The sequence below is a fragment of the Roseateles sp. GW821-FHT09G03 genome (assembly GCF_059416045.1).
In genome coordinates this window covers 399,090-415,138 of record NZ_JBWKOK010000001.1, presented here as the reverse complement: position 1 = coordinate 415,138, position 16,049 = coordinate 399,090, and the positions used below count along the sequence as shown (strand labels likewise).

The window sequence follows — 16,049 nt, the reverse complement described above, 5'->3', positions numbered from 1 at the left end:
TTTGGCCCTCTTCCCCCGTTGCCCCCCGTTGTTCCCCCGCGTTCATGGGGGAACTGCGCCCGGCTTGGCCAAGCGACCTGACTTATCCTCGCGCCGCTCATCAGCGGCAGCGCCGCGTCGTCTCGTTCTCCATCGATGACGGCCAGGCTGCCATTCAAGAAAACGACTTCATCCCTGGGGAGGGGCAATGATCCGGAAAATGGCGAATGTCTCGCGAGCAATGATCAAGTGCCTGGTAGTTGGCGCAATCGGGGCCATGACGCTGCCGGCCGCCGCAGCGATCGTGGTGCACACGTCGGACTTCATCGCGGACGGGAGCCGGACCGGCTTCAATGGATTCGAGGGGATTTCGGTCGGCATCTACAACTCGCCCTCCTACACCGAAGGCGGCATCACGATCGAACATGTGGGACCGTTTGGCGAAGTCGCGACCTTCATGCATACCAACGCCGATCGCCTTCATTTCGAGGGAGAGCGCACTTGGTACCCTGAGCCCACAGACAACCTGGGCCTGACGAACAACGGCTATCAGCGCATCCGCCTGGCTTCCGGCGCGTCGTTCGATGCCATCGGCTTCCTGGCAGGAAGCGGATACGACTATTACTGCGACTCGAACTGCGACGAGTTCCTGCCTCGGGCGAAGATGTATTACGAACTGTTCAACGAGGGTGTCAGCATCGCCTCCGGCACACTGGCTCACAAGTCCAATGCCCATTACGTCGGCTTCTCAGGGGGCGGCTTCGACGAAGTGCGCGTGTGGGACAGAGGGACTGGCTACTGGGCTGACCATAGCGCCATCATGTTGGATTCCATCGAGGTCGTCGCGGCGGCGGTGCCGGAACCTGCCACCGCGCTCCTGGCCCTGGCCGGACTCGGCGTGATGGCGCGGATGCGTCGTCAACGCCGGGCAGCGCAGCTGTGATGCGCTGAGGCCGATGCGAGCGACCCGTCGGCGCCTGCCGACGGCGAGCAGGCCTGTAGCGTGAGACCGCCGGACGCCGATGAGCGATCATCGGGCTGTCCGCCAGTTCACACGACCTGCTCCATGACGCACCGCTCCCTCCCCGCCGATCGCCCGCAGACCCTGGGCGAAGAGATCGCCAACGCCATCAGCCACGGGCTGGGCGCCCTGCTGGCCATCGCCGCCCTGCCCATCCTCGTGATCCGCGCGATGAATCACGGCGCGGTCGCTGACGTCGTGTCCGCGGCCATCTTCGCGTCGACCGGCATCCTGCTGTACGGCATCTCCACGCTGTACCACGCCCTGCCCGCCAAGCTGGCCAACGGCCGCCTGAAGGCCTGGCTGATGCGGCTGGACCACGCGGCGATCTATGTCTTCATCGCCGGCAGCTACACGCCTTTCACGTTGGGCGTCCTGCACTCGGGACCCGGCGTGACGCTGCTGATCGCGGTCTGGACCGCGGCGGCCTTCGGCGTGACGATCAAGCTGCTGAACCGGCTGCGCCATCCGCTGGTGTCGACGGCGCTCTACCTCGCCATGGGCTGGGTGGTGGTCTTCGCCATCGGACCGCTGGTCGAGCGCACCCCCGGGCCGGGTCTTGCGCTGCTGGTGGCGGGCGGCCTGAGCTACACGCTGGGCGCGATCGTCTTCCTGCTCGACAACAAGCTGCGCTACGCCCACTTCGTCTGGCACCTGTTCGTGCTGGGCGGCAGCGTCTGCCACTTCTTCGCGGCGCTGTTCTACGCCTACGCATGACGATGCCCCTTCATCGTTCCGAATCGGCTTTCCTCGCGCAACTCGTGAGTGCCAAGAACAACTGGCTCGCCGCCGCGCAACACGCCCTCGCCTCTGAGCAGAGCGCCGAGCCTTGGAGCGAAACTCCCGAGGCTTGGACGCTGTTGAGGTCCCGACTCCAGACCGCAGAAGATCAAGCCGCATTGGCAACCGTGATCGATGAATTGCTCCGCGGTCTTCTTCACTCCGCGCTGGTCACGCTCGATGGCGGCAGTGCTCTCGCCGAGACGACCCTGTTGTCCATCGAGGATTCCGACGGGCATCGGTTCAAGACCTACCTCCACGAATACTGGCCCGAAGCGCTGGATGCTGCCGACGAGCCAGGGCCTAGCAGGCCTGCCTGACCTCACGGCGCCGCCGCCACCCTTCCCGGATGGGGCCGCCCGGCCGCATCGATGCGCACCTCCTGCAGGTGCCAGTCCTTGACGCCCTCCGCGGTCACCGTCATCCACAGGATGGCCCCGGTGTTGTTGTCCGCGTCCTTGAAACCGTCGAAGACGAAATTGCCCAGGCTGTAGATCACCGGCTTGCCGTCGATGATCTCGGTGTCCTGCCGGACATGCGGATGCGTGCCGACGACGGCATCCGCGCCGGCCCGGATCATCACGCGGGCCAGCGCGCGCTGGCGGGCGTGCGAGGTCTCGCTGTGTTCTTCCCCCCAGTGCATGAAGGGGATGACCACGTCGGCCTGCGCCCTCGCCGCGTCGATGTCGGCGACGATCTGTTCTTCATCCGCCCAGGCGATGCCGGGGCTGTCCGGACCGGCCTCGAACTGGCGCGGGAACATCTCGTTGTAGCCCAGCAAGGCGATGCGCAAGCCCTGGCGCTCGATGATCACGGGGCGATGCGCCGAGCGCAGGTCGGTCCCGCCGCCGAAGTGCGGCAGGCCGGCGCGCTCCAGACGCGTCAGCATCTGCGCGAAGGCCTCCGGGCCGAAGTCGCCCGAGTGGTTGTTGGCCAGCGAGACCGCGTCGACGTGGCGTCGCAGCACGTCCAGCACGCGCGGATGGGCGCGGAAGGTCCAGGGCTTGTCGATCGGCCTGCCGCCGGTGGCGACGACGCATTCGAGGTTGGCGATGCGGAGGTCCGCCCCCTTCATCGCGCTCATGACAGCGGCGAATGGATCCTGGCCGCGAGCGATCACGCGCCCCGGACCATCGGCCAGCATGACATCGCCCATCCACGCGATCCGCACCGCGGCCGCGCTGGGAGCCGGCCGGGCCACACGAGCCGACTGCATCGCGGGGATCGCGATGTCGCCGGTCGCGTCGGCGAGATCCCAGGCCTCCGGCGTCTCGCCCGGTCGCACCAGCGCGCAGCCCCAGGCCAGCTCCCGTCCGAGCCCGGGCAGGTAGGCGCGCTGCCACCCCGACAGCGTCGGCCTCCAGCGCGCCTCCTGCTCGATGACCTCCTGGCCCGCGGTCGACCATCGACTCTGCGACAGCACGACCCCACCCTCACCACCCGAACGGCCCAGCACCGTGACCACGACGCGGCTGATCGTTTCGTTCTCCACGGCGTCACGCAAGGCGACGGCGCGCAGCTCGAAGCTGTCCCCCACGTTGACCGTCGACGCTGCCAGCGGGTCGCTGCCCGCCGCCACGCGGAGCGTCGCGGTCGTGCCACTGGTGCGCATGCTGCAAAGCAACTCGGTGGATGTTCCCGGTGCCGCAAACGCCGGACCACTCAGGGTCAGACCGGCGAGCAGGGCCAGTCCGACTGATCGCTGCCGAAGGTCCGGCTTCGCGCCCAGGGGATCAGGTCGCAAACGGCGCTCCATCGACAACCAGGCAAGACGGGACATGGCCACTCCGCAATGACGAGGAGGAGGCGCTGCGCCGTCACACCGTCGCAGCACCTGCTACCTCACTGAACGAAGTCCCGGACAGGCGCCGGACATCCGACGGCCGCCGACGGTCGGATTCCCTGTCCCCTCCTTGAGGTTCCGGACACGTGGCCGTCCTCGGCCGCCCATCTCGTTCATCTGGGCAGGACGGCGTGTTGTCTCGCCGTTCCCAAAGGGAGCGAGCGCGATGGACGAGTTGTTCAAGGGCCTGCTGACGGCAGGCACGGTGTTGCTGGTGATGGCGGCAGCGCGACACGGCGGTCGCCGGGTGGCAGGTCTTGTCGCCGCGCTGCCGACGATCACCGCGCCGACGCTGGCGTGGCTGGCGCATGACGAGGGCATGGCCTTCGCGATCAGCGCGGCGATCGGCAGCGTCGCCGCCTGCGCGATGCTGGCGGTCTTCGCGCTGGGCTATGCGCGCGCGGCGCGCTACGGCGGCGGCGCGATCGCGCTGGTCTGCGGGCTGGGCGGCGCGGTGGCGATGGCGCTCCCGGCGAAGGCCGCCAGCGCCGACCTGAGCGCCGCGCTGATGCTCGCGCTCGGCAGCTGCGCGGTCACGTTCCTGGCGATGCCCCGACTCGGGGCGGAGATCGTGTCGCGCCAGCGGGCTCGCTGCTCCATGTGGCTCGTCGCCGCGATGGCCGGCGGGCTGACCGCGATCGCGACGCTCATCGGCCCCGCCATGGGCGGCTTCGCGGCGGGTCTGCTGTCGTCGCTCCCGCTGATCACCGGCCCGGTCGCCATGGCCGAGCACGCCAACGGCGGCCACCGCGCCGCCGCGCTCTTCCTGCGCGGGTACGTGGGCGGACTCTTCGACAAGGCGGCCTTCGGCACCGTGTTCGTCCTGCTGGCGCCTCGCATGGGGGCGATGGCGGCGCTCTCTCTGGCCTGCGCCTGCGCGTGCCTGCTGTCGACCGTACGACTGCGACTGCCGCCACTGGGCGTCACCTCGCCGGCGATACGACCCATGCAAGCGATGGCTCGCGCCTCACGCCGGACGGAGTGACACCAGATGAAACAAGCCTGGCAGGACTCAGGGACGTGCGGCCGTACGGACCGAGAGGAGCGCGCGCTACCATCGCCGTCACCAACCTCGATTTGGACGGAAGCACGGCATGGGGGAAGTGACGCAGTTGATCGGACGGGCGCGCCAAGGCGACCGCGGCGCGTTCGACAGGATCTTCGAGCTGCTCTATCCCGAGCTCCGGCAGGTGGCCCACCGGCGCCTCTCGCGCGGTGCCGGCAACGACCTGATGGCGACGACGGCGCTGGTCAACGAGTGCTACCTCAAGTTCCTGCAGCGCGAGTCGCTGACGCCTTCGGACCGCGCCCACTTCCTGGCCTACGCGGCCACGGTGATGCGATCGATCATCGTCGACGCGGCACGCCAGGCGAAGACGGACCGCCGCGGCGGCGACGCCGAGCAGGTCACGCTGAACTCCGAGCTCATCGGTGCCCTCCCCGCCGCGTCCGACGAGATCCTGGCCGTGCATGCGGCGCTGGAGGACCTCGGCCGCGTCGACGAGCGGCTGGGGCGCGTGGTCGAGATGCGCTACTTCGGCGGCCTCGAGGACGAGGAGATCGCCGAGGCGCTGGGCCTCTCCTCGCGCACCGTGCGCCGCGACTGGGACAAGGCCCGGCTGCTGCTGGCGCACGCGCTGCGGGACTGACGACACCGTCACGGGGTCGGATGAACACATGACGACCCTCTCGAAATTCGAAGGCGACTGGCCCGCGATCAGCGCCTTGCTGGACGAGGCGCTCAACCTCTCGCCGACCTCGCGCAAGGCCTGGCTCGAAGGACTGCTCGGCGAGCACGCCGTGCATCGCGAGGCGCTGCGCGCCCTGCTCGCGCACCAGGCCGAGGTCGAGACGGACGACTTCCTCGACACGCTGCCGCGGCTGTTCGCATCGGAAGCGCCGGCCGACCAGCCCTCGCCCTTCGACGGCGTCGGCCCGGGCAGCCGCGTCGGCACCTACCGGCTGCTCGCCGAACTGGGCCGCGGCGGCATGGGCACGGTGTGGCTGGCAGAACGGACGGACGGCCTCATGCACCGGCGGGTCGCGCTGAAGCTGCCGCGCATGGTCTGGGGCGACAGCCTCGCCGAGCGGCTGGAGCGGGAACGCGAGATCCTCGAGACGCTCGAGCACGAACACATCGCGCGCCTGTACGACGCCGGCATCGACGCGCACGGCCGGCCGTTCCTCGCGATGGAGCATGTCGACGGCATGCCGATCGACGCCTACTGCCGTGCCCATGCGCTGTCGGTGCGGGCGCGCGTCGAGCTGCTGCTGCAGGTGATGGCGGCGGTCGGGCACGCGCACGCGCGGCTCGTCGTCCATCGCGACCTGAAGCCCGGCAACATCCTGGTGACGCCCGGGGGCCAGGTGAAGCTGCTGGACTTCGGCATCGCCAAGCTGCTCGAGGGCGACAGCACGCAGCGCACCGCGCTGACCGAACTCTCCGGCCGTGCGCTGACGCTGGACTATGCGAGTCCCGAGCAGATCCGCGGCGACCCGCTGGGCACGGCCAGCGACGTGTACAGCATGGGCGTGGTGGCCTACGAGGTGCTGGCGGGCGCGCGCCCGTATCGCCTCAAGCGCGGCAGCGCGGCCGAGCTGGAAGAGGTGATCGCCGCGGCGGAAGTCCCGTTGGCGAGCAGCATCGCCATTGCTTCCGCCGCCACCTCCTCCTCCGCTTCCACTGCCAGTGCCGCCACGGCGGGCGACGGCAATGCCGGCAGGAACGCGGATCCGGGCGCCGACCGCTCGCTGCGCCGACAGCTGCGCGGCGACCTCGATGCGATCCTGAACCATGCGCTGAGGAAGTCGCCCCTCGATCGCTACCCGACGATGGACGCCTTCGCGCAGGACCTGCGACGCTGGCTGGACGGCGAGCCGGTCCAGGCGCGGCCCGATGGATTCGCGTATCGCATGGCCAAGCTCGTGCAACGGCACCGGCTGCCGGTGGCGGCCGGCGCCATCGCCGCGGTGGCGCTGATCGGCGGTGCGTCGGTCGCGCTGTGGCAGGCCCACCAGGCGGGTCTGCAGGCGCAGCGCGCGCAGGCCGAAGCGGCCACCGCGCGCGCCGTGCAGGGCTTCCTCGAAGGCGTCTTCCGCGCGAACACGGCCGACCAGGCCGATCCGGCGAAGGCGCGCGACACGACCGCCCGTGAGTTGCTGGACCGCGGCGCGGACCGGATCAATGCCGAACTCAAGGACGCGCCTGCCGCACGACTGCGGCTGCTCACCGTCCTGGCCTCGATGTACCAGGACCTGGGCTTGAACGAGCGCGAGGTCGACCTGCAACGTCAGCGCCTGACGGTGGCGCGCGAGTGGCACGGACCGACCAGCGACGAGGCGGTGCTGGCGATGACGGCGCTGGCCAACGCCTTGGCGCTCAACACCAAGCGGGATGAAGCGACTGCGCTGTTGAAGGAAGCCACGGCCGTGCTGGATGCGCGGCAGGACAGCACCTCGCCGACGCGCCTGCAGGTGGAGATCGGCCAGGCATCGCTGAACCGGCGCGCGGACCCGGTCCTGGCGATGGCCTTCGCCGAGCGCGCATTGACGATCGCCCGCCGCGGCAACTCCAACGCCGACCTGCTGCTGGTGCTGCACATCCTGGGCGACGCGGCCCTGTACGACAGGTCCTTCGAGCGCGCGCAGGCGGCCTACACGGAGGCCGTCCAGCTCTGCGAAGCGAACCCGCCGCTGGGCGCCGGCGAGCTGTCGCTGCTCTATGAGTTCCTCGGCCACTCCCAGCGCGCGCTGAACCGGTACGCCGAAGCCGAGACCAGCATGCGCAAGGGCATGGAGGCGGAGATCGCGCGCAACGCCAACGCGGTGCGCGTGGCGGAGACGCAGACGCACCTCGCGATCTTCCTCAACCTGGGCGGGCGCTTCCGCGACGCCCTGACGGCGCTGGCGCCGGCCTGGCGCTGGAGCGGGACCGCGCCGGCCGATCTGCCGCAGCGCCGCTGGGTCCGCATGTGGCAGGCGCGCGCGCTGGCGAACTACGGTCATACGCAAGCGGCGCTGGCCGTCAGCAGCGACGACGTGGCGGTGCTCGGAAAGCCCCACCCGGTCGACGGCATGGACGAGCAGGTGCTGACGGACCGCGCCTTGGCGCTGACGAGCCTCGGTCGATTGGCCGAAGCGCAGACCTTGCTGGAGCGCCAGCGGCAGGCCACACCCGCCGGCAAGCCGCCGGGCAGGCTCTACAGCCTGGCGCTGCGGCAGTGGCAGGTGCAGAGCGGCCAGGCGCGCGAGGCGCTGGCGGGCCTGCAGGCGCAGCGCGCCGCGAGAAAGGTGCCGCCTGCCCCCACCGCGAGCGAGCCCGTGACGGAGCAGGCCGAGTCCGCCTGGCTCGAACTGAACGCCGGCCATCCCGACGTGGCGGAAGCGCAGGCGCGGCAGGCGCTCGCCGCCATCGTCAGCGGCGGGCATGCCGACTACCAACGGGACAACCAGGCCATCGCCACGCTGGTGCTGGGTCAGGCCTTGCTCCGGCAACACCAGGCCGAGGCCGCGGCGCCGCTGCTGCGGGACGCCGTGCGACTGCACCGGCAGCTCTACGACCCCGCGCTGAGTCCCGCGGTGGCCGATGCCATCGATGCCTTGGCTCAAGCCGAACGCGCGCTGCGCAACGACGCCGAGGCCAACCGGCTGCAGGCGCAGGTCCGCGCGATCCGCGCTGCCCAGCGAAAGCCGGTCGACCTGCCGTGACGACGGGCGGCGATGTCCGCTTCGGGATCGGGATCTCGTAATCAGGGATAGGCGGATGAAGGCATCCGCGCCGGAGATCCCCGATGAGCTATCCGATCCCCTGGTCCGAAGGCCACGCCACATCCGACGGCCATGCCAGATCCGAAGGCCGCGCCACACCGGCCGTGCAGCCGCTGCGCTGGCGCCCCCTGCCCTGCGCCGTGGGGACGTCGGCGGCCTACGCCGCGCTGTACACGCTGTCCAACCAGCTGACGAGTCTGCGGACGGACGTGGGCGCCGGTGTGTTCGCGTGGGAACGCGCGATCCCCTTCGTGAGCTGGACCGTGGTCCCCTATCTGTCGATCTGCGTCTTCTTCGTGCTGTCGTTCTTCATCGACGCGGACAGCGGGCGACTGCGCCGCCATGTGCTGCGGCTGCTCATCGTGCTGGTCGTGTCGGTGCTCTGCTACGCGGTGTTCCCGCTGCGCTTCACCTTCGAGCGGCCGCCGACCGACGGCGTGATCGGCGCCATGTTCGATCTGCTCGGCCACTGCGACATGCCGTACAACCGGGCCCCGTCGCTGCACATCGGCGTGCTGGTGCTGATGTGGGCGCGCTTCGCGCCGGTGCTGCGCGGCGCATGGGCCGCGGGCCTGCATGCGTGGTTCGTGCTGATCGGCGTCTCGGTGCTCACCACGTATCAGCACCATGTGCTGGATGTGCCGGCAGGCGCGGCGTTGGGCGTGGCGGCGATTCTTCTGACGGCGTCGCCGCAGTGCCGAGCCCTCTCAGCAACCTGAGGTGCGGGAAATGAGGCGTGGCCATTCTCTGCTCAACGTCCTCGGCGTCGCCGGAACGGGCATGACGGTCTTCGTCGCGCTCTCGCGGACCGTCCTCTTGTGCCGGGGGATGTGACTGCCCCTCCTTCGCCGTCCAGGGAGCAAACCCTCGCACTCCGGATCCGGTGAGGCAAACTGCGGTCCTCTCAAATGGGCGCTTCGGGCCGTGCAATGCGCCCCGCATTCAACCCGCCTCATGCCCTTCACCGTCGGAGTGCCGATGAATCGTCTGCTGATCGCGTGTCTGTTCCTCGTTGTCTTCACAGGGTGCGCCCCGAAGAGCGAGTCCGCTCCTGCCGGTGTCATGCACAAGGAAAGGGTCGCGGTGGCTGACCCCGCGCGCCCTCCCGGCGCTGTTGCACCGCGCCGCACGCTCGCGTACGAGCACTCCCTCCAGATCGAGGTCGCCGAGGAGAAGCTCGCTGCGACTCATCAGGCGGCGCTGGCCGCCTGCCGCGAGGCCGCCGCGGATCTGTGCGAGGTGCTGGACTCGCGCATCATCACGGGCAAGTACGCCTCCTCGAGCCTGCGCCTGCGCGCGAAGCCGAGCGGCATCCAGAAGCTGATCGCCTCGATGGGCAAGCAAGGGGAGATCACCGGTCAATCCACGACCACCGAGGATCTGGTCGGGCCGATCCAGGACGTCGAGAAGAAGCTGGCCATGCTGACCACCTATCGCTCGGAGCTGGAAACCTTGCGCAAGCGGCCGGGGAACGATGCGGATGCCCTGATCAAGCTCACCCGCGAGTTGGCGCAGGTGCAGAGTGAGCTCGAGGCCGCGACTGGCACACAGGCCAACCTGGTGCGTCGCGTGGAGACGGAGATCCTCACCATCAACCTCCAGGCCGGGCGCGACAAGTCGTTCTGGCAGCCGATCTCGCTCGCCGCGTCGGATTTCGGCGGGAGTCTTTCGCAGGGCATCTCGTCGGCCATCACGGGCGTGGCCTACCTGCTGCCCTGGTCCGTCGTCCTCGGGCTGCTGTTCTGGATCGGTCGCAAGCTGTGGCGGCGACGCAAGCCCCGCTGAGCCCCCTTCGTCCCCTCTGAACCTGAAGCCCAATGACGACAGACGCCATTCAATCAACACCTCGCTGGCGGCGGACCTGGATTGCCGTGATCGCCGGCATCGTCGCTCACTTCGGAGCGTCGATATTGCTGCTGTACGCAGTCATTCTCATCCGGGACCTGGCCGGCACATTCATTGAGCCTCGCCATCTGGACGGGCTCCGCGAAATGAGGGACACACGGTCTGCCGGCTGGTTCGTCGTCCAGGCGGTCAGCCTCCTCAGCGGTGTCGTTTCGGGAATCGTCGCGGCGGTGTTGTCTCCCCCACGGTCCCGCGTCGCCATCAGCATCCTGTTGCTTCTGGCAGTGGGTACCGTCTTCTTCGCTCAGCTCCCGAACCCTCGCTCGGCGCTGGTGGTCGGTATCTGGGCACTGGCCACACCCGTCGGGATCGTCATCGGCGGGTATCTGGGCAGGCGAGCGCGATGACTGCGTCGCAACCGCCTTGCGATGCCTTCAATGTTGAATCCGAATGAGACCGGCGATGGCGACAGTCCCATCGCGTTCAGGTGTCATAGACCCCGCTGTCCCAAGGCGCAAAGAACGCCATGTAGTTCCCCGGCTGCGCTTCGACCGCCAGCACATCGTCGGGATCGTCGCAGTCCCGTCCGATCAGGCCGAATCTCGTGCCAAACCGCTCGACCTCGAACGGGGCCACCTCGATCCGTTGGAACGTGACCGGCCCCAGTCCGTCGAGCAGCCGGCGGTAGGCCTGCGCTTTCGCTTCGGCGTCAAAAGAGCCTCTCGGGCCGAATGACTCGATCTGCGCGCTGATGAACTCCCCCGTCGAATCGAACAGGTAGAGCGCATTGAACTCGCCGCCCGGGCTTCCGCTCCTCGCCGGCTCGAACGGATAGGTCAGGAAGAACTGGCGCCCGTCGGCCGTCCTTCCGACATGTTCCGCGTGGTAGTCGTCATGGTCGATCGCGATCCTGGTGGGCGAGTCTGGATTCATGGCGGCGACGATACCGCACGATCCACGAGCCCTACAAAGCCTCACGGCCCCCTTGATTGCCCAGAGCCCCCCGCCGGCGTATCGTCGTGCCGCCACGAAAGAGCAACGTGGCCGAAGGAGACAGCGCATGAACAGGGCACTTCCCCAACTCGCTGGTGGCATCTTCCTGAGCGACGGCGGCCTCGAGACGTCGCTCGTCTTCCTCGACAAGATTGAACTGCCCTACTTCGCCGCGTTCACGCTGCTGGAGGATGAGCTTGGCCGCGAGCGCCTGAAGAGCTACTACGTCCCCTACCTCGAGCTCTGTGGCGAGACGCCCGGGGCCGGCTTCGTACTGGAAACGCCCACGTGGCGCGCCAGTCCGGACTGGGCCACGCTGCTGGGCATGGATGCCGCGCGCCTGCGAGCGCTCAACACCCAGGCCGCGCAATTGATGTGCAGCATGCGTTCGCGCTGGGCGCCACGCCTCAGCGGGCCGATGGTCGTCAGCGGTGTCATCGGTCCTCGGGGAGACGGCTATGTGGCGCAGGCGCCCGACAGCGTGGACAGCGCCGCCGACTATCACCGGCTGCAGGCCGAGGCGCTGGCCGCAGGCGGGGTCGACATGCTCGCGGCCGTCACGATGACCACCTCGGCTGAAGCCCTGGGCATCTCCCTGGCGGCACAGCGCGTGGGATTGCCCGTCGCCATCTCGTTCACCGTCGAGACGGACGGCCGACTGCCAAGTGGCGAGGCGCTGGGTGACGCCATCCAACGCGTGGACGCGTCCGCTCCGCCGGCCTACTTCGCCATCAATTGCGCACACCCGACCCACTTCGAGAATGCCCCGTCAGCCGGCGAGCCGTGGACAGCGCGCATCCACGGTCTACGTCCCAACGCCTCGACGAAGAGCCACGCCGAGCTCGATGAATCGACCGAACTGGACATCGGAGATCCCAAGGACCTTGCTCAACGGTACCGGGGCCTCAAGAGTGCCCTGCCGCGGTTGAATGTGCTGGGCGGCTGCTGCGGCACCGACTGGCGACACCTTCGTGCCGTGCGGGATGCATGGGTCAGCTAGGGGCGGGGGCGGATGGCGCCACGGCGATGACGTGTCGCCCTTGTTCGTCACCGTGATGCTCGTCGAGGCCTGCGGGCCGGGAGAGAATCACCGTTTCGACTGCCCCTGGTCGGCCAGACAGCCTGTCCCCATCCACAGCTGGTGCCGTCAGACTGCCCATGACCGACGCTCAATACACGACCCTGCCACACTGGCCCAACGCTTATCCGGCGAGCGGCGCCAGCGCCACGCTGAAACTCCTCAACGAGGATTTCATCGTGACCGAACTGCCGCTGCAACTGCCCTCCGGTGCGGGCGAACACATCTGGCTCGACATCGAGAAGAACGGCGCCAACACCGCCTTCGTCGCCCAGCAGCTGGCCGAGGCCGCCGGCGTGGAGGACAAGGACGTGGGTTATGCCGGCCTCAAGGACCGCTACGCCGTCACCCGTCAGTGGTTCAGCATCTATCTACCCAAGGGCGAGACGCCCGACCTGACTCTGCTTCAGCACCCCGAATTCAAGGTACTGAGCCAGACCCGCCACGTGAAGAAGCTGCGCCCCGGCGATCTGCAGGGCAACCGGTTCCGCATCGTGCTGCGTGACGTGACCGGCGACCGCGACGCCATCGAGGCCAATCTCAAGGCCGTGGCGTCACAGGGCGTGCCCAACTACTTCGGCGCCCAGCGTTTCGGCTTTGAGGGCGGCAACGTCGAGCAGGGCCGCGCCATGCTGGCGCGCGAGATCCGCGTGCGCAACCCGAAGAAGAAAGGCATCTACCTGTCGGCGGTGCGCTCCTTCGTCTTCAATGAAGTGCTGGCGCTGCGCATCCGTCAGGGACTCTGGGGCAAGACCCTGCCCGGTGACGTGATGGACGAGGCGGGCCGGCCCACCGGACCGCTCTGGGGACGGGGCCGCGTGAGCACCACCGATGAAGCGCAGGCCCTGGAAAACGACGTGGCCGAACCTCACGCCACCTTGTGCGACGGCATGGAACACGCCGGTCTGGACCAGGAGCGTCGCTCCCTGGTGACGAGCCCGCTGGACATGTCCTGGGAATGGCCGCAAGCCGATCAACTGGTGCTCACGTTCTCCTTGCCCGCCGGGAACTACGCGACCTCCGTCCTGAACGAAATCCTCCGCACCACGGAGCCCGACCGCCACACGGAGAACGAGCCCGCGGCTGTCGAATGACGGTGTCCGCATCTGCAGCCCTAGGATGATCACGCCCATGAAATTCGCCAAGACCACCCCGATCCTGCGCATCTTCGACGAAGCCAAGGCGCTGGAGTTCTACGTGCAGTTCCTGGGCTTCCAGGTCGACTGGGACCATCGCTTCGAACCTGGACTTCCGCTCTACCTGCAGGTCTCCCGGGACGGCTGCGTGCTGCACCTCTCGGAACACCATGGCGACGGCTGTCCGGGTGCGGCGATGCGCATCGAGACGGACGATATCGAAGGCTTCCACGCGGAATTGATCGGCCGGCAATACGGCTACGCCCGTCCCGGGCTCGAGGAGACGCCGTGGGGATCCAAGGACGTTTCGGTGACGGACCCGTTCGGGAACCGGTTGACGTTGACGAACGCGATCAGCACCTGACGCAGGTCCGTCGAGGCCAGCCTTGAGGGCCCTCAGCGGCTCAGGTAGAAGTCCATCGGAATCAGCTCGACGGCCCATCCGCCTGCTTCACCGAGCGTGGCGGCCGGATGCATGGACGCGATGCGCAGCGCTTCTTCCTGGCTGTCCGCCTCGATGATGAACAGACCGCCGACAACTTCCTTTGCCTCCGTGTAGGGCCCATCGGTGACGTGGGTCTTGCCGGCGCTCGGGCGAAGCGTCTTCCAGCCCTCCAGATCGCCCAGCGACGCGGACACCAGCACCTTGCCCGTGGCGCGCATCTTCTCGTCCAGCGCCGGGCATTGGCTCACCAGCGCCTTCACGTCTTCGGGCGACATCTTGGCGAATGCTTCGGGGGTGTAGTAGGCGAGGCCGAGGTATTTCAAGGGAAGTCCTTTGAGGGGTTGATGCACTGACGACGAAGCTGAGCGTCGGAATTCGACAGCGCCCTGCAGAAATCTTGCCGCAGGGTCCGGTCATCGTCACTGCGGCGGTTCCTGAAGCGGCCAGATCTCCACAACGCCGTGCGCCAGGCGCAAGGTGTCTTCGACACCAGCTCGATAGCTTCCTGCAGGTCCTTCGCCTCGATCACGGCAAACCCCGCTATCGGCAAGGTGCTGCGCAGGTAGGCGCCCGATGTCGTCTGAATGCCCGAGTCGTCAGGGTTGCGGACCTGCACCGGCGCACCCGCGATGCCGATCAGCGCGCCACCGGCCTTGAGCTTCGCATCGTGCGCATGCGCCGCGTCTCGCACGGCGGCATCGGTCTGCTGGTATCCGGCCTCGTCGCCGTACCCCACGGTGATGAACTTTGCCATTGACGTCTCCTTTTCGAAGCCAATGGGTTCGGGGGAGCAAGCAAGCCTCCCGATGCCCTCAGCGCCCATCAAAGCAGCAGGAACGCCGCGATGGCCGTCGCGGTGGGCAACAGCGCGCCCAGGAGCAGTCCGCCGGCGCCGACGGTCTCATCGGCGAAGCCGCCCTTGAGCAGGGCCATCCCCGCTGGATTGGGCGCGTTGGCGATGACCGTGAGCCCGCCACCGGCGACCGCGCCCGCGACCAGCAGGTACTTCGCCTGATCGGACAGGCCGGGGATCAGCGAGCCGAGGTAGGTCAGCGCCGCGTTGTCGGTGATGGCGGTCAAGCCCACGGCGCCGAAGAAGAGCGCCAGCGGCTCCAGCCCGGACACCAGCGGCTGCAGCCACCACTTCTGAAGCCCGCCCAGCACCACGAGCCCCGCCAGGAAGAACGCGACCAGCAGCGCCTCGCGGATCAGCAGCGGATCCTGATGCCGGGCATAGGCCTGGGCCACGCCCAGGAAGAGCAGGAACAGCCCCAGGAAGACCACCGGGTGATGCGCCATCAGGACGATGCCGGCCAACAGGGCCAGGTGGAAGGCGATGGCCGGCCACGGAACGGCAGGCGCTTCTTCGCGCGATGCCAGCGGCTGAATTCGCAGATGTCTGCGGAGGACGAGCACGGCCAGGGTCGCGTTGAACATCACGGCCAGGGCGGCCTTCCATCCGAAGGTGCCCGCCATGAACGCGCTGCTCCAGCCCCAGGCACCGGCGACCATCAGCACCGGCGGTGCCGCGAAGGCGGTCAAGGTACCGCCGATGGACACGTTCACGAAGAGCACGCCCAGTGCGAAGTACTTGGGCGGCTCCGGGACGTCGCCGCGGAAGACCAGCGGCGCCAGCAGCAAGGCCGCGAGCGTCATCGCCGCGGGCTCGGTGACGAGGGAGCCCATCAACGGCACCGCGGCCAGGCCCAGCCACGCGGTGACCAGGGGCCGGGGCAACGGGACGAGTCGGGCCACCAGATCGACGGCGCCCAGCACCGCCGCGAGCACCGGACGCGAGCCCGCGACCACCATGACCACGAACACGAACAGCGGCTCGCTGAAGTTGCGGGACTCCGCGTAGCTCACGGCGCTGTCGCCACCGAAGACGAGCGCGAGCGTCGCGATGAGCACCAGGGCCCAGAAGCCGAAGACGATCTCGACTTCGCCCAGCAGATGCAGGAGCCCGGCGTGACGGGGGAATTTCCTGGAGAGCCGCTCGAACTGCTTGGCGGCGAAGGTGTGCAGGAGGGCCGCGGCGAAAAGGCCGGCGGCGATCAGGTCGATGGCCTGAGGATGCATGGACATGGGCAGCGTTGAACCGCGAGGCGGCCCGACCTTCGCTACACCTGCAGACACCCCGTGTGCTGCACCCGGGCTGGAGT

Annotated in this window: 17 protein-coding genes; 12 read left to right on the top strand and 5 right to left on the bottom strand. The window is 68.4% G+C overall.

Annotated features, from left to right (window positions below):
- Window positions 1-256 precede the first annotated feature (256 nt).
- The 3 genes from AC07OZ_RS01830 to AC07OZ_RS01820 all read left to right on the top strand — a co-directional run bounded on the left by AC07OZ_RS01830 (window position 257) and on the right by AC07OZ_RS01820 (window position 2,100).
- Window positions 257-922: a PEP-CTERM sorting domain-containing protein gene (locus tag AC07OZ_RS01830; protein WP_495465461.1), complete on the top strand. Its 666-nt coding sequence runs from the start codon at window positions 257-259 to the stop codon at window positions 920-922.
- Window positions 923-1,045: 123 nt separating this feature from the next.
- Window positions 1,046-1,717 (top strand): PAQR family membrane homeostasis protein TrhA, encoded by a 672-nt coding sequence (trhA, locus tag AC07OZ_RS01825; protein WP_495465460.1) that lies wholly within the window; start codon window positions 1,046-1,048, stop codon window positions 1,715-1,717.
- On the top strand, window positions 1,714-2,100 hold the full coding sequence (locus AC07OZ_RS01820; RefSeq protein WP_495465459.1) for a hypothetical protein: 387 nt from the start codon (window positions 1,714-1,716) through the stop codon (window positions 2,098-2,100). The genes trhA and AC07OZ_RS01820 overlap by 4 nt, the downstream gene beginning before the upstream one ends.
- 2 nt (window positions 2,101-2,102) lie before the next feature.
- Here the strand turns inward: AC07OZ_RS01820 and AC07OZ_RS01815 are convergent, their stop codons facing one another.
- Window positions 2,103-3,392: a CapA family protein gene (locus tag AC07OZ_RS01815; protein ID WP_495465458.1), complete on the bottom strand. Its 1,290-nt coding sequence runs from the start codon at window positions 3,390-3,392 to the stop codon at window positions 2,103-2,105.
- A 397-nt stretch (window positions 3,393-3,789) separates the two neighbouring features.
- Between AC07OZ_RS01815 and AC07OZ_RS01810 the strand changes: the two genes are divergently transcribed.
- The 6 genes from AC07OZ_RS01810 (at window position 3,790) to AC07OZ_RS01785 (ending at window position 10,642) form a co-directional block, all read left to right on the top strand.
- On the top strand, window positions 3,790-4,608 hold the full coding sequence (locus AC07OZ_RS01810) for a hypothetical protein (protein ID WP_495465457.1): 819 nt from the start codon (window positions 3,790-3,792) through the stop codon (window positions 4,606-4,608).
- A gap of 109 nt (window positions 4,609-4,717) precedes the next feature.
- Complete coding sequence (locus AC07OZ_RS01805) at window positions 4,718-5,272, top strand: ECF-type sigma factor (RefSeq protein WP_495465456.1); 555 nt, start codon at window positions 4,718-4,720, stop codon at window positions 5,270-5,272.
- A gap of 28 nt (window positions 5,273-5,300) precedes the next feature.
- A complete protein-coding gene (locus AC07OZ_RS01800) occupies window positions 5,301-8,330 on the top strand; it encodes a protein kinase domain-containing protein (protein WP_495465455.1) in 3,030 nt (1,009 codons plus the stop codon).
- Window positions 8,331-8,413: 83 nt separating this feature from the next.
- Entirely contained in the window at window positions 8,414-9,109 is a 696-nt protein-coding gene (locus AC07OZ_RS01795) for a phosphatase PAP2 family protein (protein WP_495465454.1), read from the top strand.
- Window positions 9,110-9,473: 364 nt separating this feature from the next.
- A complete protein-coding gene (locus tag AC07OZ_RS01790) occupies window positions 9,474-10,175 on the top strand; it encodes a DUF4349 domain-containing protein (protein ID WP_495465453.1) in 702 nt (233 codons plus the stop codon).
- Between the two features lie 32 nt (window positions 10,176-10,207).
- Window positions 10,208-10,642 (top strand): hypothetical protein, encoded by a 435-nt coding sequence (locus tag AC07OZ_RS01785; protein ID WP_495465452.1) that lies wholly within the window; start codon window positions 10,208-10,210, stop codon window positions 10,640-10,642.
- 76 nt (window positions 10,643-10,718) lie between these two features.
- On the opposite strand, the gene AC07OZ_RS01780 is transcribed toward AC07OZ_RS01785, so the two are convergent.
- On the bottom strand, window positions 10,719-11,168 hold the full coding sequence (locus tag AC07OZ_RS01780; protein WP_495465451.1) for a hypothetical protein: 450 nt from the start codon (window positions 11,166-11,168) through the stop codon (window positions 10,719-10,721).
- A gap of 127 nt (window positions 11,169-11,295) precedes the next feature.
- On the opposite strand from AC07OZ_RS01780, the gene AC07OZ_RS01775 reads away from it, so the two are divergent.
- The 3 genes from AC07OZ_RS01775 to AC07OZ_RS01765 all read left to right on the top strand — a co-directional run bounded on the left by AC07OZ_RS01775 (window position 11,296) and on the right by AC07OZ_RS01765 (window position 13,806).
- Window positions 11,296-12,228 carry a homocysteine S-methyltransferase family protein gene (locus tag AC07OZ_RS01775; protein WP_495465450.1) on the top strand — a complete coding sequence of 311 codons (933 nt, stop codon included), beginning with the start codon at window positions 11,296-11,298 and terminating at the stop codon, window positions 12,226-12,228.
- A 158-nt stretch (window positions 12,229-12,386) separates the two neighbouring features.
- Window positions 12,387-13,400: a tRNA pseudouridine(13) synthase TruD gene (truD, locus tag AC07OZ_RS01770; RefSeq protein WP_495465449.1), complete on the top strand. Its 1,014-nt coding sequence runs from the start codon at window positions 12,387-12,389 to the stop codon at window positions 13,398-13,400.
- A 37-nt stretch (window positions 13,401-13,437) separates the two neighbouring features.
- Entirely contained in the window at window positions 13,438-13,806 is a 369-nt protein-coding gene (locus tag AC07OZ_RS01765; protein ID WP_495465448.1) for a glyoxalase superfamily protein, read from the top strand.
- Between the two features lie 32 nt (window positions 13,807-13,838).
- Here AC07OZ_RS01765 and AC07OZ_RS01760 read toward each other — a convergent pair whose 3' ends face one another.
- The 3 genes from AC07OZ_RS01760 to AC07OZ_RS01750 form a co-directional block, all read right to left on the bottom strand.
- The gene (locus AC07OZ_RS01760; protein ID WP_495465447.1) at window positions 13,839-14,210 is read right to left on the bottom strand and encodes a YciI family protein; all 372 of its coding nucleotides are present in this window, start codon (window positions 14,208-14,210) and stop codon (window positions 13,839-13,841) included.
- Window positions 14,207-14,641: a YciI family protein gene (locus tag AC07OZ_RS01755; RefSeq protein ID WP_495465446.1), complete on the bottom strand. Its 435-nt coding sequence runs from the start codon at window positions 14,639-14,641 to the stop codon at window positions 14,207-14,209. The genes AC07OZ_RS01760 and AC07OZ_RS01755 overlap by 4 nt, the downstream gene beginning before the upstream one ends.
- 68 nt (window positions 14,642-14,709) lie before the next feature.
- Window positions 14,710-15,972, bottom strand: a complete 1,263-nt coding sequence (locus AC07OZ_RS01750; RefSeq protein WP_495465445.1) for a putative Na+/H+ antiporter — start codon at window positions 15,970-15,972, stop codon at window positions 14,710-14,712.
- Window positions 15,973-16,049: the final 77 nt, after the last annotated feature.